General features: G+C 43.1%; 1 protein-coding gene. It reads left to right on the plus strand.

The window, feature by feature from the left end; all coding sequences use genetic code 11:
* Entirely contained in the window at window positions 1-23,523 is a 23,523-nt protein-coding gene (locus AB3G38_RS01175; protein WP_367866667.1) for a non-ribosomal peptide synthase/polyketide synthase, read from the plus strand.
* Window positions 23,524-23,526 lie beyond the last annotated feature (3 nt).

Raw genomic sequence — 23,526 nt, forward strand, 5'->3', positions numbered from 1 at the left:
ATGTCACTGCATACTTTTCCGCTACACCCTGCACAACAAGATGTGTATATAGATCAATTGATCAATACAGAAGCTCCATATTACAATGTGGGAGGATACATCAGATTAACCGGCCCCCTGGATAAAGAAAAATTTATCATCGCTGTTAATTCTGCATTAGAAGTTTTTGATGCGCTAAAGATGAGATTTGATCTCAATGATCCGGTACCTGTTGTTTACATAGATGATACTTACCAGAAATTTGAGTTGCCAGAGCTCATTTTTGAAGAGGGTGAAAATAAGCGGGCGGAAATTGAGCAGTGGATAAAAGAACGTCTGGCTATACCTTTTGAAGTAAAAAAAGAAAATATCCTGACCGAACAATACCTGATCAGCGTTACAGATCAGGAACATCTGTATTATTTTAAACTCCATCACCTGATTACTGATGGCTACGGTGTTTCGGGTTTAAATCAGTATGTCGCTAAAAAATACAAAGCATTGGTGAGTGGTGAAGATGTTGTTTTTAAACATCCTTCCTATATCGAAGAGGCTGCGAGGGCTTCTGCTTATTATAGTTCTGATGCCTATGCGGCTGAGGGTGATTACTGGAAAAAGAAACTAGAGAAAAGGCCATCCCCTATGTTAAGCAGCAGATACGCTACTGATGAAAAGTGGAATACAAAATGTGATACTTTCATTATGGAGTTTACAGCGGCAGAGAGAAGCAAACTTGAAGCATTACAGGTGAAAACCAAGGCCTCTGTACAGCAGCTGACGCTTGCAGCACTCATGATCTATTTTAGCAGTATACAAGATCAGTCCGAGTTTGTTTTTGGTATACCTTTACACCGCAGAAGAACAAAACAACTGCGCGTTATTCCCGGAATGTTTACCGGGGTAATCCCATTTTTGGGAAGCTGTGCTCCGGGAACGAAAGTCATAGATTTATTAAAATCAATTGCGGCTTCACAAAGAGAAGACTATCGCAACCAGAATTACCTGATAGGTGATCTGAGCAGACATTTCAAAATCAATGCGGTAGAAGATGCATTGATTGAAATTGTAGTGAATTATGCGCCAATGGATTTTCAGCTCGACTTTGGCGATGGCCTGACTGGTATAGCGAACAATGTACCCAGTGGTCATTTACCTTTCCCAATGGAAATGTTCTGGTATGACTATGGTCAGCAGCAGCCATTACAATTAAGAATGGATTTCCAGGTTCAGTATTTTGATCAGAAAGAGGTCGGATTAATGGCGGAACGTATTCTTTTTATGCTGGATCAGTTTGATTATATGCTGGATAGCGATATCTCAGAGATCAATACGCTGCCGGGAAAAGAACGAGAATTACTGAAATCACTCAGTTATTCACCGGACTCTTCTTTTTCGCGAGATCCAAAAATGTTAACTGAGTTGCTGGATGAGCAGGCTGCGCTCAGACCGGATGCGGTTGCAATTGTACTGGAAGGAACTGAATTAACCTATAAACAACTGGAAGAACGCTCTAATCAGTTGTCTCATTATCTGCATGGTCTTGGTATAAAAAAAGATACAATAATTCCGATTTGTATAGAACGTTCCATTGAAATGCTGATTGCGATTGTAGGTGTCATGAAAGCGGGTGCTGCTTACGTACCTGTAGATACTTCTTATCCGGCAGAAAGAATAAATTATATGCTGGAAGATACTGCTGCTGAACTGATGATCTGCAGCAAAGAAACAAAAGCACAGCTTACTGGTCAGATTCAGGTAATTACCATTGAAGAGGGTTCTTCAGTTTTTGCAGGACAACCAGCAGATCATGCTGCAGTTATCCCCGAAGGTAAAGATTTAAGTTATGTGATTTATACCTCCGGATCTACGGGTAAACCGAAAGGGGTAATGGTAGAGCATGCCGGAATGATCAATCATTTATTTGCAAAGATTGAGGATTTGCAAATGAACGCAGAAACGGTATTGGCTTTTACTGCGTCTTATACATTTGATATTTCGGTATGGCAGATGTTTGCTGCGCTTTTATGTGGCGGACGCACTGTTATTTATACGGATGAACTGATTTATAAACCATCAGCTCTGATTGGTGCTGTGGCACAAGATCAGATTACTATTCTGGAACTGGTGCCATCTTATCTGGCTGCTGTTCTGCAGGAAGATATGGATATCCCGCTGGAGAAACTGCGTTACCTGATGGTTACAGGAGAGGTGGTTAATCAGCATGTCTTAAGCCTGTGGTTCAGCCACCGGTATTATGCGGATATCCCGGTAGTTAATGCTTATGGGCCTACAGAAGCATCGGATGATATTACGCACCATATCATGTATGATACCCCTTTGCATATCAATGTCCCTCTGGGCAAACCGGTAAGGAACCTGCGTATCCATATTTTTGATGAAGCAATGCAGTTAGCACCAATGGGGATTCCCGGCGAAATCTGTGTAGCGGGTATTGGTGTTTCCAGAGGATATCTTGGCAGACCGGAATTGACGAATGAGAAATTTATTAAAGATCCTTTCAGTACAGATCCGAAAGAACGGATGTACCGTACAGGTGATTTAGGCCGCTGGTTGCCAGATGGTGCTATTGAATACCTGGGACGTATAGATGACCAGGTTAAAATCAGGGGGTATCGTATTGAACTGGGAGAGATTGAGCACGCTTTACAGCAATCTGGTTTGATCAGCCAGTCTGTAGTGATCGCAAAAGAGGATATCACCGGAAATAAACGTTTACTGGGCTATATCGTGCCTGTGACCAGTTATGATAAAGATGCAGTACTGGATTATCTGAAGGAAAAGCTTCCTGCTTATATGATTCCGGCATTGGTGGAACTGGAACAATTGCCATTAAGCGCGAACGGGAAAATTGATAAAAAAGCACTGCCTGATGCAACTGCCGAAGCGGTAATCACTACTGAATATATTGCGCCACGTAATCAAACGGAAGAATTTCTGGCTGTACAATGGCAGCAATTGCTGCAAATATCATCGGTCGGTGTCTGTGATAACTTTTTTGAACTTGGAGGGCATTCGCTGCTGGGCATGCGTCTGATTGCAGCGATTACCAGAGAATTACAAGTGGTCATTACCATGAAAAAATTATTCCTTTACCCAACTATTGCAGCGCTGGCAGCTCATATAGCGCAACAGGAAAAAGGGGCACAGTTAACGATTACCCCGCAACCACGGACAATGGGAATGCCATTGTCCTTTAGCCAGGAAGGTTTATGGTTTATCGATCAGCTGGAAGGAAGCAGTCATTACCATATTCCACTGGTCTTAAAATTAAAAGGTAAGCTGAATACGGAAGCTTTACAACTGGCTTTAAAAGATATTGTTAGTCGTCATGAAATACTCAGAACGGTAATCGGTCAGCAGGACGGAATCGGCTATCAGCAGGTACAATCTGCGGATTACTGGAAAACGGAAGACATCAATACAGACCAGGACCTGCAAGCTGCGCTTACCGCATTCATGTATCGTCCTTTTGATCTTTCTGCCGACTATATGTTGCGTGCAGGTATTATTCCGGCCGGAACAGATGAGCATATACTGGCCATTACCATTCACCATATTGCTGCGGATGGCTGGTCTACCCCGATTATAATTTGTGAATTATCTGCCTTGTATAACCATCATGCAGGTCACCAGAACAGTCTTCTTCCTCAGCTTCCTTTGCAGTATGCAGATTATGCGATCTGGCAAAGGAATTATATGACCGGAAAAGTTTTAAAAGCAGAACAGGAGTACTGGAGAAAGCAACTTTCCGGAATAGAGCCACTAAACCTGGCCACAGATTTTACCAGGCCTCCTGTTCAAAGTAAAAAAGGAGCCATACTTGAAGTTGAAACCGGAAATGATTTATTGCAAAAACTGAATCATTTCAATAGAGAACAGAACGTTACGTTATTTATGACGCTGATGTCTGTATGCCAGGCATTGTTGTATCGTTACACCAGCCAGGAAGATATTTGTGTGGGTACGCCGCTTGCCGGAAGAAAACAACAGGAAGTGGAAAGTATGATTGGCTTTTTTGTCAATACAATGGCCATACGTAATCAGGCTAACGGATCTCTTTCTTTCACTGAATTAGTGAAAATGGTGAAAGAAACCTTACTGGAAGGTTACGAGCATCAGGATCTGCCTTTTGATGAAGTGGTGAAAGTAGCTGGAGAAAACTGGGATATCAGCAGAAGTCCTGTTTTCCAGGTCATGTTCCTGTTACAGGATGCGATGGATCTGTCCGGTATCAAACTGGAAGGGATTTCCGCAACAACAGAAAATGTGGAGCATAGCATTGCTAAATTCGATCTTTCTTTCATCGTTACGGAAAAGAAAGATGGCTTGACCTTAAGCATAGAATATTGTACAGCTCTGTTTGAACGTGATACGATTGCAAGAATGGCTGCACATTATATTCAGTTACTGGAAGCAGCTGCAGGATCACCTGCCCTGGAGATTGGTCAGCTTAAACTACTGACTGCGGAAGAGGAACATCAATTACTGCATGAATTTAATCAGCCGGTAAACAGAATAGCCAGAAACAGAACTATCCTGGATATTTTTACAGCGAATGTGAACGCAACACCAGATGCAACTGCGGTTTGGTATCAGCAAACACAGGTGAGTTATCAGGAACTGGATAAATTATCCAATCACCTGGGGCATTACCTTAGAGATCAAGGGGTAAAAGAAGACTCACTAGTGCCCATCTATCTGGACAGAGGTCTTGAAATGATCATCGGGATTATGGGTATATTAAAAGCAGGGGCTGCTTATGTACCGGTTGATACACAATATCCGGCAGAAAGAGTGAGGTTTATGCTGGAAGATATCAACAGTAACTGGTGTTTGACCAGTGCCGCATTTGCGGAAGATTTACAGGAGATTTCAGCAGCGGAACAACTTGATATTACTATACTTGACTATGCGACTATTTCCAGTTTGCATCAAAAAGGCACAAAAATAAAAACTTCATTGTGGCCCCATAACCTGGCTTATATGATTTATACTTCTGGTTCCACCGGAACTCCAAAGGGAGTGCTTGTGGAGCATGGCGGGGTAGTGAACCTGGCTTCAAGTCAGGCGAAAGCATTACGCCTGGTGCCTGGTATGAGAACCTTACAGTTTGCATCCTTCGGGTTTGATGCGTCTTGTTATGAACTTTTTAACACCCTTTTAACTGGTGGATGTTTAGTGATTCCGGAAAAGGAAGATATCTTGTCTGCAGATCGTTTCAGTAAATTTATGAACGATTATGGGGTTGAGGTAGTTACCCTGCCACCTTCTTATCTGAATATCATTAAGGATAATATTCCTGTTTCGATTCAAACTATCGTATCCGCAGGAGAAGCACTGAATAGTGAAGCAGCACGTAAAATTCAATCTTATGGTATCCGTTTGGTGAATGCTTACGGGCCAACAGAAAATACGGTTTGTGCAACTTTATCGGATGACCCGGTTAAAGCAAAAGGCAGAGTGGTTATTGGAAAGCCGATAGCCAATGTATCCATACATATTTTAGATGGATCAGGGCAACTGGTACCAGCAGGTGTACCGGGAGAATTGCATATTGGTGGAGTCCAGGTAGCCAGAGGATATTTTAACCGGGCTGAGTTAACCGCTGAGAAATTCATTACTGATCCTTTTATGCAGCATGGCAGGCTTTACCGCAGTGGTGACCTGGCACGCTGGTTACCAGATGGAAATATTGAATACCTAGGAAGGACAGATGATCAGGTGAAAATCAGAGGTTACCGGATTGAATTAGGAGAAATCGCAGCGGTCATCCAGCAAAGCAAACTGGTTAAAGAATCAGTAGTGCTGGCCAAAGTAAACGGTGATGGAAATAAACAACTGGTAGCGTATATTATTCCTGCCGAAAATTATAAAAGGGAAGAATTAACTGCTTATCTGAAGCAGATCCTTCCTGAATACATGATTCCATTAGTGGTAGAATTGGAACTGTTTCCAATGTCAACCAGTGGAAAAGTGGATAGAAAAGCACTACCAGATCCTGCAGGAGAGCTGCTTAGAAAGAAAGCCTATGTAGCTCCGGGTAACCTGACTGAACAAGTACTGGCAGTGATCTGGGAAGATTTACTGGCTATAGAAAGCGCAGGTGTAAATGATGATTTCTTCGAGTTGGGAGGACATTCCTTACTGGCTATCCGGTTAATTGCGGCTATCCGTAAACAATTGCTGGCAGAGCTTGCAGTGAAGGATATTTTTATACACCGGACTATTGCTTCGTTGGCTATACATATTCAGCAACAGGAAAACAGCGTGTTATTACCAGCCCTTACTCCACAGGTAAGACCTGTACATATTCCATTGTCATTTAGTCAGGAACGTTTATGGTTTATTGACCGTCTGGAAGGAAGTACACATTATCACATTTCTACAGTACTGAATATTAAAGGAAAAGTAAACCGCGAAGCTTTACAATATGCATTGCAAACGATTGTCAACAGACATGAGGTATTGAGAACTGTCATCAGAGAAGAAGATGGAGTTGCCTATCAGCATATTTTAGCTGCTGATCAGTGGACGCTTAGTGAAGTTGTTAATACGGAAGGAATTCATGAACTGGCTCATCAGCCTTTTGATCTGGCTGCGGATCATTCGTTACGCGCAGGTTTAATGCAGCTTACAACTGATGAATATACACTGCTGATTACCATGCACCATATTGCTTCTGATGGTTGGTCGGTAGCTATTCTGGCCAGGGAACTATCCGGATTATATGGAGCTTATATAGAAAACAGGGAGCATCAGCTGCTGTCTTTACCCATACAGTACGCTGATTATGCATTATGGCAAAAAGCATATGTAACTGGTGAGGTACTGAAACAACAAAAACAATATTGGACCAATAAATTATCCGGATTATCACCGCTTAATTTAGCAACTGATTATCCAAGACCAGCTGTTCAAAGTACGAACGGTGCGCTATTAGGGTTCACTTTAGACAGTGAACTGACTGCTCAGCTGAATTCCTTAACCCAGGCGCAGGGCGCTACGCTGTTCATTACTATGATGGCTGCGTTTAAGGTCTTGTTATACCGCTATAGCGGCCAGACGGATATTTGTGTAGGTACACCACTGGCTGGAAGGAAACAACAGGAAGAAGAAAACCTGATTGGATTCTTTGTGAATACACTGGCGGTAAGAAGCGATTTAAGTGATAATCCTGTATTTACAGACTTACTACAGCAGGTCAAAGGAACTTTGCTGGAAGGCTATGATTACCAGGATATGCCATTCGAAAAGATTGTGGAGGCAGTAGCCACAACCAGAGATCTAAGCAGACATCCTTTGTTCCAGGCCATGTTTGTATTACAAAATATGCCGGATGAGATCGCATTCGAATTGGGAGATTTGTCCCTAACTACGACAGATCTGGAAGAAACTACAGCTAAATTTGATTTAGTCTTTACCGTAGTTCCAAAAGGTGAGGAATTGTTATTGGGTATTGAATATGGTACAGACCTGTTTAGTGCGGAAACCATTCAGAAAATGGCTGGTCATTATAACCAGTTGTTAAAAGCTATAGTCGCTAATCCTGAACAAAGAACAGGCACCCTGAATATCCTGACTGACCAGGAAGAAAAAGAGCTGGTAAAGATATCCAGCGGCCAGCTGATTACTTATGCTGATGAGCTGACTTTTGTCCATGCTTTCCAGGCGCAAGTGAAAAATACGCCGGATGCACCAGCCTTAAGATTTGAAGAAGAAGTGTTAAGCTTTGCCGCATTAAATGAACGCGCCAATCAGCTTGCACATTATTTAAGGACGAAAGGGGTGAAACGGGATAGTATGGTCCCTATTTGCATGAACAGGGGACTGGATATGATCGTTGCTGTAGTAGGTATCTGGAAAGCAGGTGGAGCTTATGTTCCGGTTGATCCAAAATATCCGCAAGACAGGATCAGCTATATGCTGGCAGATTGTGAGGCAACTGTTGTCATTGCTGATCCTGTAAGCCAGCTGGTTTTACCTTCAGACTTGAATGTTACGGTGATTACTTTAGCCCATGACCTTGAAATATGGCAAAGCCAGCCGGTGGATTCACCCGAACTTATTACCGCTCCGGGAGATCTGGCTTATGTGTTATATACTTCAGGATCTACGGGCAAGCCAAAGGGAGTACTGGTTGAGCATGCTGGTTTATTCAACCATTTACTGGCTATGGTGGATGAGTTCACCATGAACGAAAAAACTATGCTGGCTTTTACCGCTCCTTATACTTTTGACATTTCTGTATGGCAAATGGTGAATACGCTGATTTGTGGCGGTTGCACTATCATTTATCCGGAAAGTCTGATCATGCGTCCGGATGCGCTGATCAGAACAGTTGATCAGCAGGAGGTAACGCTGCTTCAGTTAGTGCCTTCTTATTTGAATGCGGTATTGCATGAAGATACAGAGGTGACTTTAAGTGCGTTACAATATCTGCTGGTTACTGGTGAGGCCGTGACGCGTCAGTTGCTGTCGTTATGGTTTGCACATCCGCATTTTAAATCCATACAGGTAGTGAATGCTTATGGCCCTACAGAGGCTTCTGATGATGTAAGTTTTTACTTTATGAATGATACTCCGGATGCTGTAAATATTCCGGTGGGTGTACCAATACAAAATTTAAGGTTATATGTGCTGGATAGTGCCGGGCAGCAGTGTCCGATAGGCATACCAGGTGAAATTTGTGTAGCTGGTATCGGGGTAGCGCGTGGTTATCTGAAACGTCCTGAGCTGACTGCAGAGAAATTTGTAGAAGATCCATTACATGCTGGCGAAAGAATGTACAAAACCGGTGACCTTGGAAGATGGTTGCCAGATGGAAATATGGAGTACCTGGGCCGTATGGATGACCAGGTGAAAATCCGTGGTTTCCGTATTGAGCTTGGAGAAATAGAAAGTGTATTACAGGATCATCCTTTGGTTGCACAGGCCGTAGTAGTAGCTAAAGCAGACGAAAGTGGTATTAAAAGATTAATCGGATATGTTGTTCCCGAAGAAGGAGCTGACAGGGACGAACTGGCTGAATATCTGAAAGAAAGATTACCAGAATACATGGTACCGGTGATTTTTATGATGGAAGTATTTCCATTGACGGCCAACGGTAAAATTGATAAAAAAGCGTTGCCTGATGTGGCTTCGGCTGCCTTAAGGGAATATGCAGCACCGCGTGATCAGAGTGAGCAGCAATTGGCTGAGATCTGGGAACGTCTGCTGGAAATACCACAGGCGGGTATCTATGATAACTTCTTTGAACGCGGCGGACATTCTTTATTAGTGATCAGACTGATCGCAGCAATCAGAAAAGAAATGCAGACAGAACTGCTGGTTAAAGATGTATTTATACGTCCAACTCTTCATGAACTGGCTGCTTATATCAGGTTAATGGGATTAACTGAACTGAATGCCGGCATTACTGTTCAGAAAAGACCAGAATTTATCCCATTGTCTTACAGTCAGGAGCGTTTATGGTTTATCGATCAGCTCGAAGGAAGTATACATTACCATATTCCGGCTGTATTCAGGTTGAATGGAATAGTCAATCAGCAGGCACTAAGTTGTGCCCTGCAACAGATTATTAACCGTCATGAAGCGCTTAGAACTGTAATCGGAGCAAAAGAAGGAGTTCCTTTTCAGCATATTTTAGCACCAGATCAGTGGCAACTGGAAGAGCTGACCATAGAAGGTAAGCTGCACGATCAGATCAGTGCATTTATTGATCGTCCATTTGTTTTATCGGCAGATCATATGCTGCGGGCGGGATTGATTCAACTGGAGCAGGAAGAACATATACTGGTTGTCGCTATCCACCATATTGCTTCAGATGGCTGGTCATCTGCTATTATAGTCAGTGAACTTTCTGAGCTGTATACGGCTTACCTGGAAAATACAACGGCAGCATTGACATTACCAGAAGTACAGTACGCAGATTATGCAATCTGGCAGCGTCAATATCTGAAGGGTGCAGTGCTGGAATCTTTACAACATTATTGGAAACAGCAGTTGTCTGGTCTTGAGCCACTTGCCTTGCCTACTGATTTTATCAGACCAGTAGTTCAAAGTACCAAAGGAGCGATGCTGACTTTTAATATAGATCCTGAACTGAGTAAAGCATTGAACCAGCTAAGTCAGCAACAAGGCACTACGCTGTTTATGACACTGATGTCTGTTTTGCAAGTGTTATTATACCGTTATACCGGACAGGAAGATATTTGCGTAGGTACTCCTGTAGCGGGCAGAAGCCGTCAGGAAGTAGAGGAACTGGTTGGTTTCTTCATCAATACGATAGCTATACGTGCGGGTTTGAATGAGAATATTTCCTTCACAGAATTATTGCAACAGGTAAAAACTACGTTGCTGGAAGCTTATGAACATCAGGAATTGCCATTTGAAAAAGTAGTAGATACGGTAGTGAAAAGCAGGGATATGAGCATCAGCCCATTGTTCCAGGTGATGTTTGTTCTACAAAATGTACCGGATCACGCGGGTTGGGCTATGCCGGGCCTTACTTTAACGGAAGATGAAGTAGAGCTGACTACTGCAAAATTTGATCTGATCTTCAATATGGAAGAAGGGGAAGATGGGTTAATCCTCCACATTGAATACTGTACAGATTTGTTCAGACCTGCAACCATCAGCAGAATGGCCGGGCACTTTGAACAATTATTAAGAGCAGTGACTACTAGTCCTGCGCAGCAGATCAGTGTGTTGCCTTTATTGACTTCGCCAGAGAAACTGACACTGCTGCAAACCTTTACAGGTGTGCAGGCAGATTACCCTAAAGAAGAAACTATAGTCTCACTTTTTGAAGCACAGGCACTCCAAACGCCGGACGCTATTGCGGTAAGTTATGAAACCAGTCAGTTGACTTACCGTCAGCTGCAGGAACGTTCTAATCAGCTTGGACATTATTTGTCCAGTATCGGTGTGGTCAAAGAAACGCTGGTGCCTCTTTGTATGAACAATGGACTGGATATGATTGTAGCCATTCTGGGTGTATTAAAAGCTGGTGGGGTTTATGTACCCATGGACCCTGCTTATCCTGAAGACCGTATTCAGTATATGGTAGAAGATACCGCAGCAGCTATTGTGATCAGTAACAGTGCTGACAGCTTTGTTTTAAAAACTATTGATGCAATTCGTGTACTGGTTGAAATGGACACTGATTTTGAGATGATCAGCAGCTATTCAACTGAATCAGTGCCTGTAGCTGTAAATGCAGAAGATCTGGCTTATATCATTTATACCTCTGGTTCTACTGGTCGTCCTAAAGGGGTATTGATCGAACATAGGAATGTAGTCAGATTATTTGAAACGGAAACTCCATTATATGATTTCAATGCACAGGATGTATGGACCATGTTCCATTCGTTCTGCTTTGACTTCTCGGTTTGGGAAATGTATGGTGCGTTGTTTTATGGTGGTCGCCTGGTCATGGTACCTAAAAATATTTCGCGTGATATTACCTTGTTTGCTGAGTTACTGGTTAAAGAAAAGGTGACTGTACTGAACCAGACTCCGTCTTCGTTTTATGTATTGCAGGATTACCTGGTTACTTATACGGATACGATAGCAGTACGTTATGTGATTTTTGGCGGAGAAGCATTGAATCCGGGAAAACTCAGACAATGGAAGGAAGCTTACCAGGATTGTTCACTGATTAATATGTACGGTATTACTGAAACCACAGTGCATGTGACTTATCAGTTGCTTGATGACCAGCACCTGAACAGCAGTGCGAGTATCATTGGTAAAACAATTCCAACGTTAAGTGCCTATATTCTGGATGCAAAACAGCATCCTGTACCGATCGGCGTTCCGGGAGAACTCTATATCAGCGGTGCTGGTGTGGCCAGAGGCTATCTGAACAGGGAAGAATTGTCTGCAGAAAGGTTTATTGCCAATCCATTTGAAGCAGGGGAAAGATTATACCGTACAGGTGATTTAGCCCGCTGGTATCCGGATGGAAATATTGAATACCTGGGCCGTATGGATGACCAGGTAAAAATCCGCGGTTTCCGTATCGAGCTTGGAGAAATTGAAAGCTGTTTACAGGAAAGTGGTTTGGTGAGCAACAGTGTGGTTCTGGCAAGAACAGGTCATTCGGGCGATAAACAATTAGTAGGTTATGTCGTGCCAGAAGCGGCATTTAGCAAAGAAGCAGTGCAGAACTGGCTGGGCACACGTTTACCAGAATATATGGTGCCGGCTATATGGGTGATGATGGAAGATATTCCGTTGACATCCAATGGAAAAGTCAATCGTAAAGCATTGCCAGAGCCGGAGGTGGATAAATTATTGAGTACTGTCTATGAAGCAGCACGCAATGAAACAGAAGAAAAACTAAGCGCAATCTGGCAGGAACTGCTGGGAGCAGAACGCATTGGTATTCATGATAACTTCTTTGAACTGGGTGGAGATTCCATCAGTATCATCAGGGTGGTTAGTAAGATCAAGCAACTGTTTAATAAAGAGGTCAAAGTATTTGAAGTTTATAAAGCGGCAACGATTGCGCAATTGGGAACGGTTGTGGATAGCAAGCCTGCGTTATTAAACAGCAGGGTATTGTATGATCAGCTTACAGCAGAAATAGCGGAACTGAAAGATACGATGCTGCCAAAACTGGAAAATGCAGCGGCGATTGAAGATGTTTATCCAATGAGTGATATTGAACGCGGAATGATTTATGTTTCGCTGTTAAATCCGAAGGAAGCATTATATCATGACCAGTTTGTATGTCCTGTTCCGGTAACTTTTGATGCTGATCTGTTAAAAAGAGCATATGAACTGTTAGCGGTGAAACACAGTATTTTAAGGACTGCTTTCAAACTGGATGTGGATGGGAATGATCTTCAGCTTGTTCATAAACGTATTGATGTAGTCGTTCCGTCATTTGATCTCAAAGAACTAGAAGATGATGCAGTAAAAAGTGCGGTGGAATTATATCTGGAAGAAGAAAGAGCTACTCCTTTTATTCCTGAAAAAGCACCTTTATGGAGAGCGGCCGTGTTTACTCAAAAAGATCAGCACCTACTGGCCTTCCAGTTTCACCATGCTATTCTGGATGGTTGGAGTCTGGCTTCTCTGAATACAGAACTCTTCAATTTATGTAATCAATTGATCCGTGAGCCGGAGCAGGTTGTATTGCCATTATTGAAATGTACTTATAAGGATTTTATCATTGAAAGTCTGATCGCAAAAAATAGCGATGATCACACACAGTTCTGGAAAAATGAACTGGAAGATTATAAACGCCTCGATATTTTTACAGCGGAGAATGACTTCCAGGTCCTAAATCATCAGTTTGATGCAGATTTGGTTACCTTATTGAAAGAAAGAACCAAACAAGATAATATTTCCCTGAAGGGTTTGGCAATGGGTGCTTATTTGTATGCATTGAACCTGCTTACTCAAGAAGATGAGCTTACTGTAGGTCTGGTGACCAATAACAGGCCACTGGTTGAAGATGCAGATCAGCTATTGGGCTGTTTCCTGAATACAAATCCTTTCAGGTTAAAAATATCAGCCCGGGAGCTGACATGGAGCAGCTATTTTGAGGCCATAGAAGCGCAGTTATTGTCACTGAAAGAACGCGACAGAACGAGTCTGTTTGAAATCACCAAGGCTACCGGAGAACAGTCGTCTCATGACAATCCATTTTTTGATGCTTTATTCAATTATATCAACTTCCACGTTTACAATAAACTGGATGCGGGGATTGCAGCAACCATTGCTGAAGAGTCTGCAGAAGAGGAATTGGCTATTGCAGGTTACGAGCTTACCAATACTTACCTGGATTGTACAGTCAATACCACTGGTGATACGTTCAGCATCCAGTATATTTTACGTAAAAAGCTGAAGTCTGGTAAAAAACTGGCTGAACTGCTGGAATATTTCAACAATATCATTCAGGCTTACCTGAATAATTATACAGGACTGGTTCGTGAAAGTGAAATCCTTCCGGTTCAGGAAGCTGCCCAATTATTGAAAGTCTTTACAGGTGTACCAGCTGGTTATCCGCTGGAAGAAACTATTGTATCGCTTTTTGAAACACAAGCGATTAAAACGCCCGATGCGGTTGCAGTAAGTTATGAAACCAGTCATTTGACTTACCGTCAATTACAGGAGCGTTCTAATCAGTTAGGACATTACCTGTGCGGGATCGGTCTGACTAAAGAGATGCTCGTGCCGGTTTGCATGAGCAATGGACTGGACATGATCGTCGCTTTATTAGGGGTGTTAAAAGCGGGCGGTGCTTACGTGCCGATGGACCCTGCTTATCCACAAGATCGTATTCAGTATATGGTGGAAGATACGGCAGCGACTATTGTGATCAGTAACAGTACTGATAGTGAAACACTAAAATCTATCAGCAGTATTCGTAAACTGGTTGAAATGGACACAGATCAGGAGCTGATCAGTCAGTATTCAGTTTCGCCGGTAATGGTAAACGTGAATCCGGATAACCTGGCCTATGTAATTTATACATCTGGTTCAACAGGCCGCCCTAAAGGAGTGCTGATTGAACATGTGAATGTAGTCAGGTTATTTGAAACGGAATCACCATTATATGATTTTAATGAATTGGATGTTTGGACCATGTTCCACTCGTTCTGCTTCGACTTCTCAGTTTGGGAAATGTATGGCGCGCTGTTTTATGGTGGCCGCCTGGTCATTGTACCTAAGCATATATCCCGCGATACCACTTTGTTTGCGCAATTATTAGTCGAAGAAAAAGTGACTGTACTGAACCAGACTCCGTCTTCATTTTATGTATTGCAGGATTACCTGGTTACTTATACAGATACGATCGCTGTTCGTTATGTGATTTTTGGTGGGGAAGCACTAAATCCCGGAAAACTGAAACCATGGAGAGAGGCTTATACAGATTGCTTGCTGATTAATATGTACGGTATTACCGAAACAACGGTACACGTTACTTATCAGTTACTTGACGAGGAGCATTTGAATAGCAGTGCGAGTATTATTGGTAAAACAATACCCACGCTAAGTGCCTACATTCTGGACTTACAACAAAATCTGGTACCGATAGGGGTGCCAGGAGAACTCTATATCAGTGGTGCTGGTGTAGCCAGGGGATACCTGAACAGAGAAGAATTGACAGCGGAAAGATTTATCGCCAATCCATTTGTAGCGGGTGAAAGATTATACCGTACAGGTGATTTGGCAAGATGGTATCCGGATGGAAATATTGAATACCTGGGCCGTATCGATGACCAGGTGAAAATCCGCGGTTTCCGTATTGAGCTTGGAGAAATTGAAAGCGCTTTACAGCAGAGCGGATTGGTGAGCAATAGTGTGGTACTGGCAAGAACTGGTCATTCGGGTGATAAACAACTGGTTGCTTATGTAGTGCCAGAAAAAGAATTTGATAAAGAAGCTGTACAAAACTGGCTTGGTTCAAGGTTGCCGGAATATATGGTGCCTGCAATATGGGTATTGATGGAAGAAATTCCATTGACATCCAACGGAAAAGTAAACCGGAAAGAATTACCGGATCCACAGGCAGGTGCGTTGTCTGCCAATGAATATCTGGCACCGCGAAGCGCAACTGAAGTGAAGATTGCAGCAATCTGGCAGCAATTGTTAGCAGTGCCGCGTATGGGTATCTATGATAATTTCTTTGAACTGGGAGGACATTCCCTGCTGGCTATCCGGTTATTGGGTGCGATGCGCAGAGACCTGAAAGTGGAAATGCAGGTGAAAGAGCTGTTTGCTCATGCAACTATTGCCGCATTGGCAGCTTATGCGGATAAAAAATCAGACCGGATTTTACTACCGGCAATTACTGTACAGCCTAAGCCGGAACGTATACCATTGTCGTTTGGACAGGAGCGTTTATGGTTCATTGATCAGTTGGAAGGAAGTACACATTACCATATTCCTGCAGTGCTGAAAATGCAGGGCAGGGTGAATAAAGAAGCTTTGCAGTATGCGATACAACAAGTAATCAACCGTCATGAGATCTTAAGAACAGTTTTGTTGCAAGCTCCGTATGGCGGAATGGTCGAGCAGCAGGTATTGCCTTCAGATTTATGGCAACTGGAAGAAATAGCAGAATCGGCGATTGTTGATTTTATTGACCGTCCTTTTAACCTGGCAGCAGATCATATGCTGAGAGCTGGACTGGTTATTTTAGCGGAAGATGAATATATGCTGGCCATAGTGATGCACCATATTTCATCCGATGGCTGGTCAGTATCCTTACTGGTGAATGAAATTACAACGCTTTACAATGCTTATACTACGCAGCAGGTGGTTTCTTTAGCTCCTTTACCTATACAATATGCGGATTACGCGCTTTGGGAAAGAGCTTATCTGACCGGAGCAGTTTTAGCGCAGCAACAGGCTTATTGGGAAAAACAACTTGCGGGATTGGAACCGCTGGAACTTCCGGCAGATTATCCAAGACCAGCTGTTCAAAGTACCAATGGTGCTGTATTGCGTTTTGAAATAGAAAAAGAGTTAACGAGCGGTTTACATGCTTTGGGTAATCAGCAGTCGGCCACTTTGTTTATGACTTTGTTTGCTTCTTTCCAGGTTTTACTGCACCGTTATAGTGGCCAGGAAAATATCTGTGTGGGTACCCCGGTTGCAGGCAGAAGACAACAGGAAGCAGAAGAGCTGATCGGTTTCTTTGTCAATACATTGGCAATCCATACTGATCTGAGCGGAAATCCTTCTTTTGTGAATTTATTACAGCACGTTAAAACTACGTTGCTGGATGGATATGAACATCAGGATATGCCTTTCGAAAAAATAGTAGAGGCTGTAGTGAAAACCAGGGATCTGAGCAGAAGTCCGTTATTCCAGGTGCTTTTTGTAATGCAGGATACGGTTGTCACGCTTACGGATGGTTTCCATGAGATCGCTATTTCAGCGGTTGAAAATGAGCATGTAGTGGCTCAGTTTGATCTTACTTTTACCCTCGCAGAAGAAGCAGGTGTATTACAGTTAAGTATAGATTATTGTACGGATATTTTTGCGCAAGAGACCATTGCCCGCATGGGCAGACATTATCAGCAGTTGCTGAGGTCTGTTGTAGAGATGCCATCACAGGATATTGCAGCGCTGGTAATGCTGACGCAGGAAGAAGAAAATACATTACAACAAATAGGACAGGGGCCGTTGGTTGCTTATCCTCAGGAGGAAACGTTTGTAAGCCTGTTTGAAAAACAAGCAGCAAATACGCCTGATGCGGTTGCCCTGATGTATGAAAATGATACTTTAACTTATCAACAAGTGAATGAGCGGGCGAATCAGCTGGCTTATCATTTGATTACTTTAGGAGTTAAACCAGATATCCTGGTGCCGGTATGTATTACCCGTTCACCAGAAATGATTATTTCTATTCTGGGAGTGATGAAAGCAGGGGCAGCTTATATCCCTGTGGACACTAATTATCCGCCGCACAGGATCAGTTATTTACTGGAAGATGCGAAAGCAACGCTGGTGATCAGTAACAGTACGGTGAGTCATGTGATACCGGCTACTTCTGCTAAGTTAATTTTAATGGATGTGGACAGCGGAATGCTGAAACAATATTCAACTGCCAATCCAGCAGTAATGGCCGCACCACAGGATTTATCTTATGTGATTTATACTTCCGGCTCTACTGGTACGCCTAAAGGGGTACTGGTAGAACATGATGGAATGCTGAATCACTTATTTGCCAAAGTAAATGACCTGCAGTTAAACGCAGCATCTGTGCTGGCTTATACTGCCTCTTATACTTTTGATATTTCAGTATGGCAGATGTTTGCCGCGCTATTGTGTGGAGGCCGCACTGTTATTTATGATGATGTACTGATTTTAAAACCTGTTTCTTTCCTTGAGCAGGTGGCTGAAGATGAAATTACTATTCTTGAATTGGTGCCTTCTTATCTGAGGGCTTTATTGCAGGAAGAGCTGGATATAAAACTGGAAAAACTACAGTACTTACTGGTCACTGGGGAAGCAGTGAATCAGCCTTTGCTGGAGCAATGGTTCAGCCATCCTCTTTATGGGAATATTCCGGTCGTGAATGCTTATGGGCCAACGGAAGCTTCGGATGATATTACGCATTTTATAATGCATGAAACACCGGTGGGTAACAGCGTGCCTCTGGGTAAGCCGGTACAGAACCTGCATATCTCCATACTGGATAAATCAGGACGCTTATGTGCCTTCGGAATTCCAGGAGAAATTTGTGTAACCGGGGTTGGGGTATCCCGTGGTTATCTGAACCGCGCGGAGCTGACTGCAGAGAAGTTTGTGACCAATCTGCAGGGGGAAAGAATGTACAAAACGGGAGATCTTGGACGCTGGCTGGCAGACGGGACTATCGAATACTTAGGGCGTATTGATGATCAGGTGAAAATCCGCGGTTATCGTATCGAACTGGGAGAAATAGAAAAAGTATTGCTGCAGCATGAACAGGTTACAGCGGCAGTTGTGGTTGTGAAATCAGGAAATCTGATTGGCTATATCACAGGCGCAGCTGCGGATAAGGATGTAATACGTCAATATCTGCTGCAAAAACTGCCTGAGTATATGGTGCCGGTACTGGTAGAATTGGAGCAGCTGCCATTGACAGCGAATGGAAAAGTGGATCGCAAATTATTGCCTGATCCATCTGCTGCATTATTAGTTAATAATTTATATGCAGCTCCGCGTAATGAAACAGAACAAACACTGGTTACAATCTGGGAAGAGCTTTTGGAAACTACAGCGGTTGGCGTCCATGATAATTTCTTTGAGCGCGGCGGGCATTCCCTGCTGGCGATCAGATTACTTGCGCTGATCCGTAGCAGACTGAAAGTGGAACTGGTTGTGAAAGATATATTTGTTTATCCAACAATTGCCGGTCAGGCAGATTTTCTATTGGCGCAGCATCCTGCTGATTTATTGCCACCGGTAACGGCTCAGGTACGTCCACAGCATATTCCGCTTTCCTTTAGCCAGGAGCGTTTATGGTTCATTGACAGGCTGGAAGGTACTGTTCATTACCATATACCCGGTGTATTTAAATTACAGGGCGAATTGAACAGAGAAAGTCTGCAATATGCCATTCAGCAAATTGTGAACAGACATGAAGTATTAAGAAGTGTGATCCACTGGTCTGAGGAAGACAATAGTGCTTATCAACAGATATTAGCACAAAATCAGTGGCAGTTAGCTGCAATTGAACCGGAATCCGGACCGGAAGATCTGACCACTGCTATTCAATCGTTTATACAAGCTCCTTTTGATTTGTCTGCAGACCATATGTTAAGAGCAGGATTGGTAACACGCAGTGAAACGGATCATTTGTTAGTTCTTGTAACGCACCATATTGCATCTGACGGCTGGTCTGAAGGAATTCTGGTCAAAGAACTGACTGAATTATATAACGCGCATGTAGAAAAACGCGATACGTCATTGTTGCCGGTGCCGCTGCAATATGCAGATTATGCCATGTGGCAGCGCAATTATTTACAGGGTACTGTCTTGACTAAACAACTGGATTACTGGACTACGCAATTGGCTGATACCACTATATTGGATCTGCCTGTTGACTTGACCAGGCCGGCTGTACAAAGTACAAATGGTGCGATGGCCGATTTTAAACTGGATACTGTATTGAGCTGGCAACTGCTGCAGTTCAGTCAGCAGCAGGGTACAACTTTGTTTATGACTTTACTGGCTGCATTTAAAGTGTTGCTGTACAGATATAGTGGTCAGGATGATATTGCTGTGGGTATACCAGTGGCGGGAAGAAAGCAGGAAGAGGTAGAAGGACTGATTGGATTCTTTATCAATACCCTTGCTATACGTACCAATTTAAGTGGAGAACCAGCATTCAGCGACTTGTTGAAACAGGTTAAAGAAACGCTTTTAGAAGGCTATACTTACCAGGATACTCCTTTTGAAAAGGTTGTAGATGCGGTAGTTGAAAACCGGGATATCAGCAGAACACCAGTATTCCAGGTCATGTTTGTATTGCAGAATACACCGGAAGAAGCTGAAGTGAAATTGGGAGAGATGGTCTTATCTGCAGAAGATATTGAACACACGTCTTCCAAATTTGATCTCACTTTTGTACTGAAAGAAAATGAAGATGGGCTGGACCTGAGTATAGAATACTGCACGGACTTGTTCCATAAGGCTACTATTGCCCGTATGGCAGGCCATTACGAGCAGTTGTTACAAGCAATTCTGTCGGGGCCTGAACAGCAGATCAATAGCATTAACTTCCTGACTGCGGGAGAAACGCAGCAAGTATTAGAAGATTTCGCAACTGCCCCGGTCAATTATCCGGTTGAAACCACTGAATCTTTAGTATCTCTTTTCAAAAAACAGGCTTTAGGTAATCCGGATGCAATTGCATTGGTTGCTGAAAATATCAGCCTGACTTATGGAGAACTCGACAGAAAATCTGATCAGCTGGCACAGGAGCTGAAAGGCAAAGGTGTTAGCGCTGAACAATTGATCCCTGTTTGTCTGGACAGAAGTCCGGAGCTGATTATCAGTATCCTGGGTATTCTGAAAGCAGGAGGTGCTTATGTACCTGTTGATGCGGGTTATCCGCAGGATCGTATTGTTTATATGTTAGCAGATTGTAACAGCAGTCTGGTCATCACGAATAATAAATACGCGGGGTTATGCCAGAGAGAAGATGCAAGTCTGTTGCTGATTGAAGAGCTGGATGCGATTTGGAATAAGAAAGAAGCGGTGTCTAATCTGGAAATTCTTCCAAATCAACTTGCCTATGTCATTTATACTTCGGGTTCAACTGGTCGTCCTAAAGGAGTAATGGTAGAGCATCATAGCGTGGTGAACCTGGTGAAATGGCATATTGGTGCTTATGAAGTCACTGCTGAAAGCAAGGCGACTGCCATGGCAAGTATCGGGTTTGATGCATTTGGCTGGGAAATATGGCCTTATTTGTGTGCCGGAAGTACGCTGCATCTGCTGGATGATGATACGCGTTTATCTCCTGAAGAAGTTGCCAAACATTACATTTTAGCTGGTATCACACATAGTTTTGTGGCCACAGGCCTGGTTAAAGAAATAGTTGATGCCTTGCAGCAACAAAATCATGTGTTGCAATATCTGCTCACAGGTGGTGATCGTTTACCACCAGTAGATGTAACTCATTTATCATACGCACTGGTCAATAATTATGGGCCAACAGAAAATACAGTAGTCGCTACTCATTATGCTTTATCAGCAGCTACAAATGGTACGCTGCCATTTATTGGTAAGCCAGTATCCAATACCAAAGCTTACATTCTTGATGCTAATCTGGCCCCTGTTGCTATAGGAACACCTGGTGAGCTTTGTATCAGCGGTATGCAGCTGGCAAGAGGTTATCTGAATTTACCAGAATTGACAGCAGAAAAGTTTGTTGCCCATCCATTCCTGGCCGGAGAAAGGTTATACCGTACCGGAGATTTGACACGCTGGTTGGCAGATGGAAATATTGAATATCTGGGAAGAACAGATGAACAGGTGAAAATCAGAGGCTACCGTATAGAACTGGGAGAAATAGAAACGGTATTACTGCAAAATGAACTGGTTAATCAGGCTGTCGTGATAGTGAATCCGGATGATCAGGGCAATAAGCGTTTAGTAGCTTACATTGTACCATCGGGTGCATTTAACAGACAGCTTTTAGAAGAATATCTGAAAACACGTTTACCAGTTTACATGGTGCCTGCATTATGGGTAGAATTAATAACTATTCCACTGACAGCGAATGGAAAAGTAAACCGTAAAGCTTTACCTCAGCCTGTTGCTGATGGTGAAATTGATACCACATCATATGTGGCTCCACGTAATGAAACCGAGGCCGGATTAGCGGGGATCTGGCAGGAATTGCTGGGCATCAGCAAAGTAGGTATACACGATAATTTCTTTAGATTGGGTGGTGACTCTATTATCACGATACAAGTGGTAAGCCGTGCTAAATGGATAGGTTGTAATCTGAAACCTAAAGATGTATTTATGCATCAGACTATCGCAGAGCTGGCAATTATTGCTGTTGCACGTAAAAATACAGCAGGGCTGGTTAAAGGGGAGCAGGGACAGCTGGAAGGAACAGCAGGCCTTGCACCGATTCAGCAATGGTTTTTTGAAGAAGAGCTGGTCAATAAACATGCAATCAATCATTTCAATCAGAGTGTGTTACTAAACCTGGACAAACGTATTGATCAGGAAATGTTATCCGATATTTTGGAGCAATTACAAGCGCATCATGATGCGCTCAGGTTCTCTTACCATAAGAATGAAAATCAATGGGTTCAGACTTACAGTGATGAATCTGTACAGCTGAGTTATGAAGATCTGACCGTAGTGGCTAAATCGGCATTGGAAGAAACCATTGCTGAAAACTGCGAAAATTATCAGGCTGGATTAGACATTACTAACGGTCCGCTAATCCAGTTTGTCTGGATGGAAACTCCTGATTTTGAGTTGTATAATCGCTTGCTTTTTGTAGTGCATCACCTTGCAGTAGATGGGGTTTCGTGGCGTGTTTTACTGGAAGATATGGAACGCTTGCTGGAAGCGGGGTTGAAGAAAGAAAGTATCAGCCTGGGTGAAAAAAGCAGTTCTTACAGACAGTGGCATAATCAGTTGGTACAATACGGAAAGTCTTCGGTGTTACGCTCCCAATTGCCTTACTGGAAAGAGGTAGTCCGTTCAGCAACCTATTTGCCAACGGATAAAACTCCGGAAACTCTGGTTATGTTAAAAGACGCAGGCTCATTCTCTATAGAGTTAGATACGGTGTTTACCCAGCAGTTATTACAAGAAGCTTCAACAGTTTACAATACAGGAATAAATGACTTGTTATTAACGGCGCTGGCCTTGACGATTAACGGCTGGAGTGGTGAAAAACAAGTAGTGATCGGACTGGAAGGCCACGGAAGGGAAGAGTTGGGAATTGATATGGATACAAGCCGTACGGTAGGCTGGTTCACTAATCTTTACCCGGTATTGCTGACTACTGATGCAATTGAAAGTAATGACACTGGTAATCTGATTAAAAGTATCAAAGAGCAGCTCCGCCAGGTTCCTGACAAAGGCATTGGTTATGGCGTGCTGAAATATATCAACAGAGAACCCGCACTTCAGGATGCTGCACCGTGGAATATTATCTTTAATTACCTCGGTCAGTTTGATCATATCACCAGTGCAGCAGGTGTGTTTACTTATGCAGAAGAGTCTGCTGGCCGGGAAATCAGTGCCAGTTACCCGATGCGGGAATTGATTTCTGTGACCGGACTGGTACAAAACGGGCAGCTTTCTCTGAACTGGAGTTACAGTAACTGGCATTTTGAAAGTTCTACTATTGAATCACTGGCTGTGCTTTATATGGTTCGTCTAAAAGAGCTGATTACACATTGTATCACACAGGCCGGAAGTCCTCAGTCATTCACACCTTCTGATTATGGATTAACAGGGGAAGTGAGTTATCAGCAAATGGACAAATTTTTAAATAGCGACGAGGGAGATCTCGAAGACATCATTAGTTTTTAAAAT

It is taken from the genome of Pedobacter sp. WC2423, assembly GCF_040822065.1.
GTDB lineage: Bacteria > Bacteroidota > Bacteroidia > Sphingobacteriales > Sphingobacteriaceae > Pedobacter.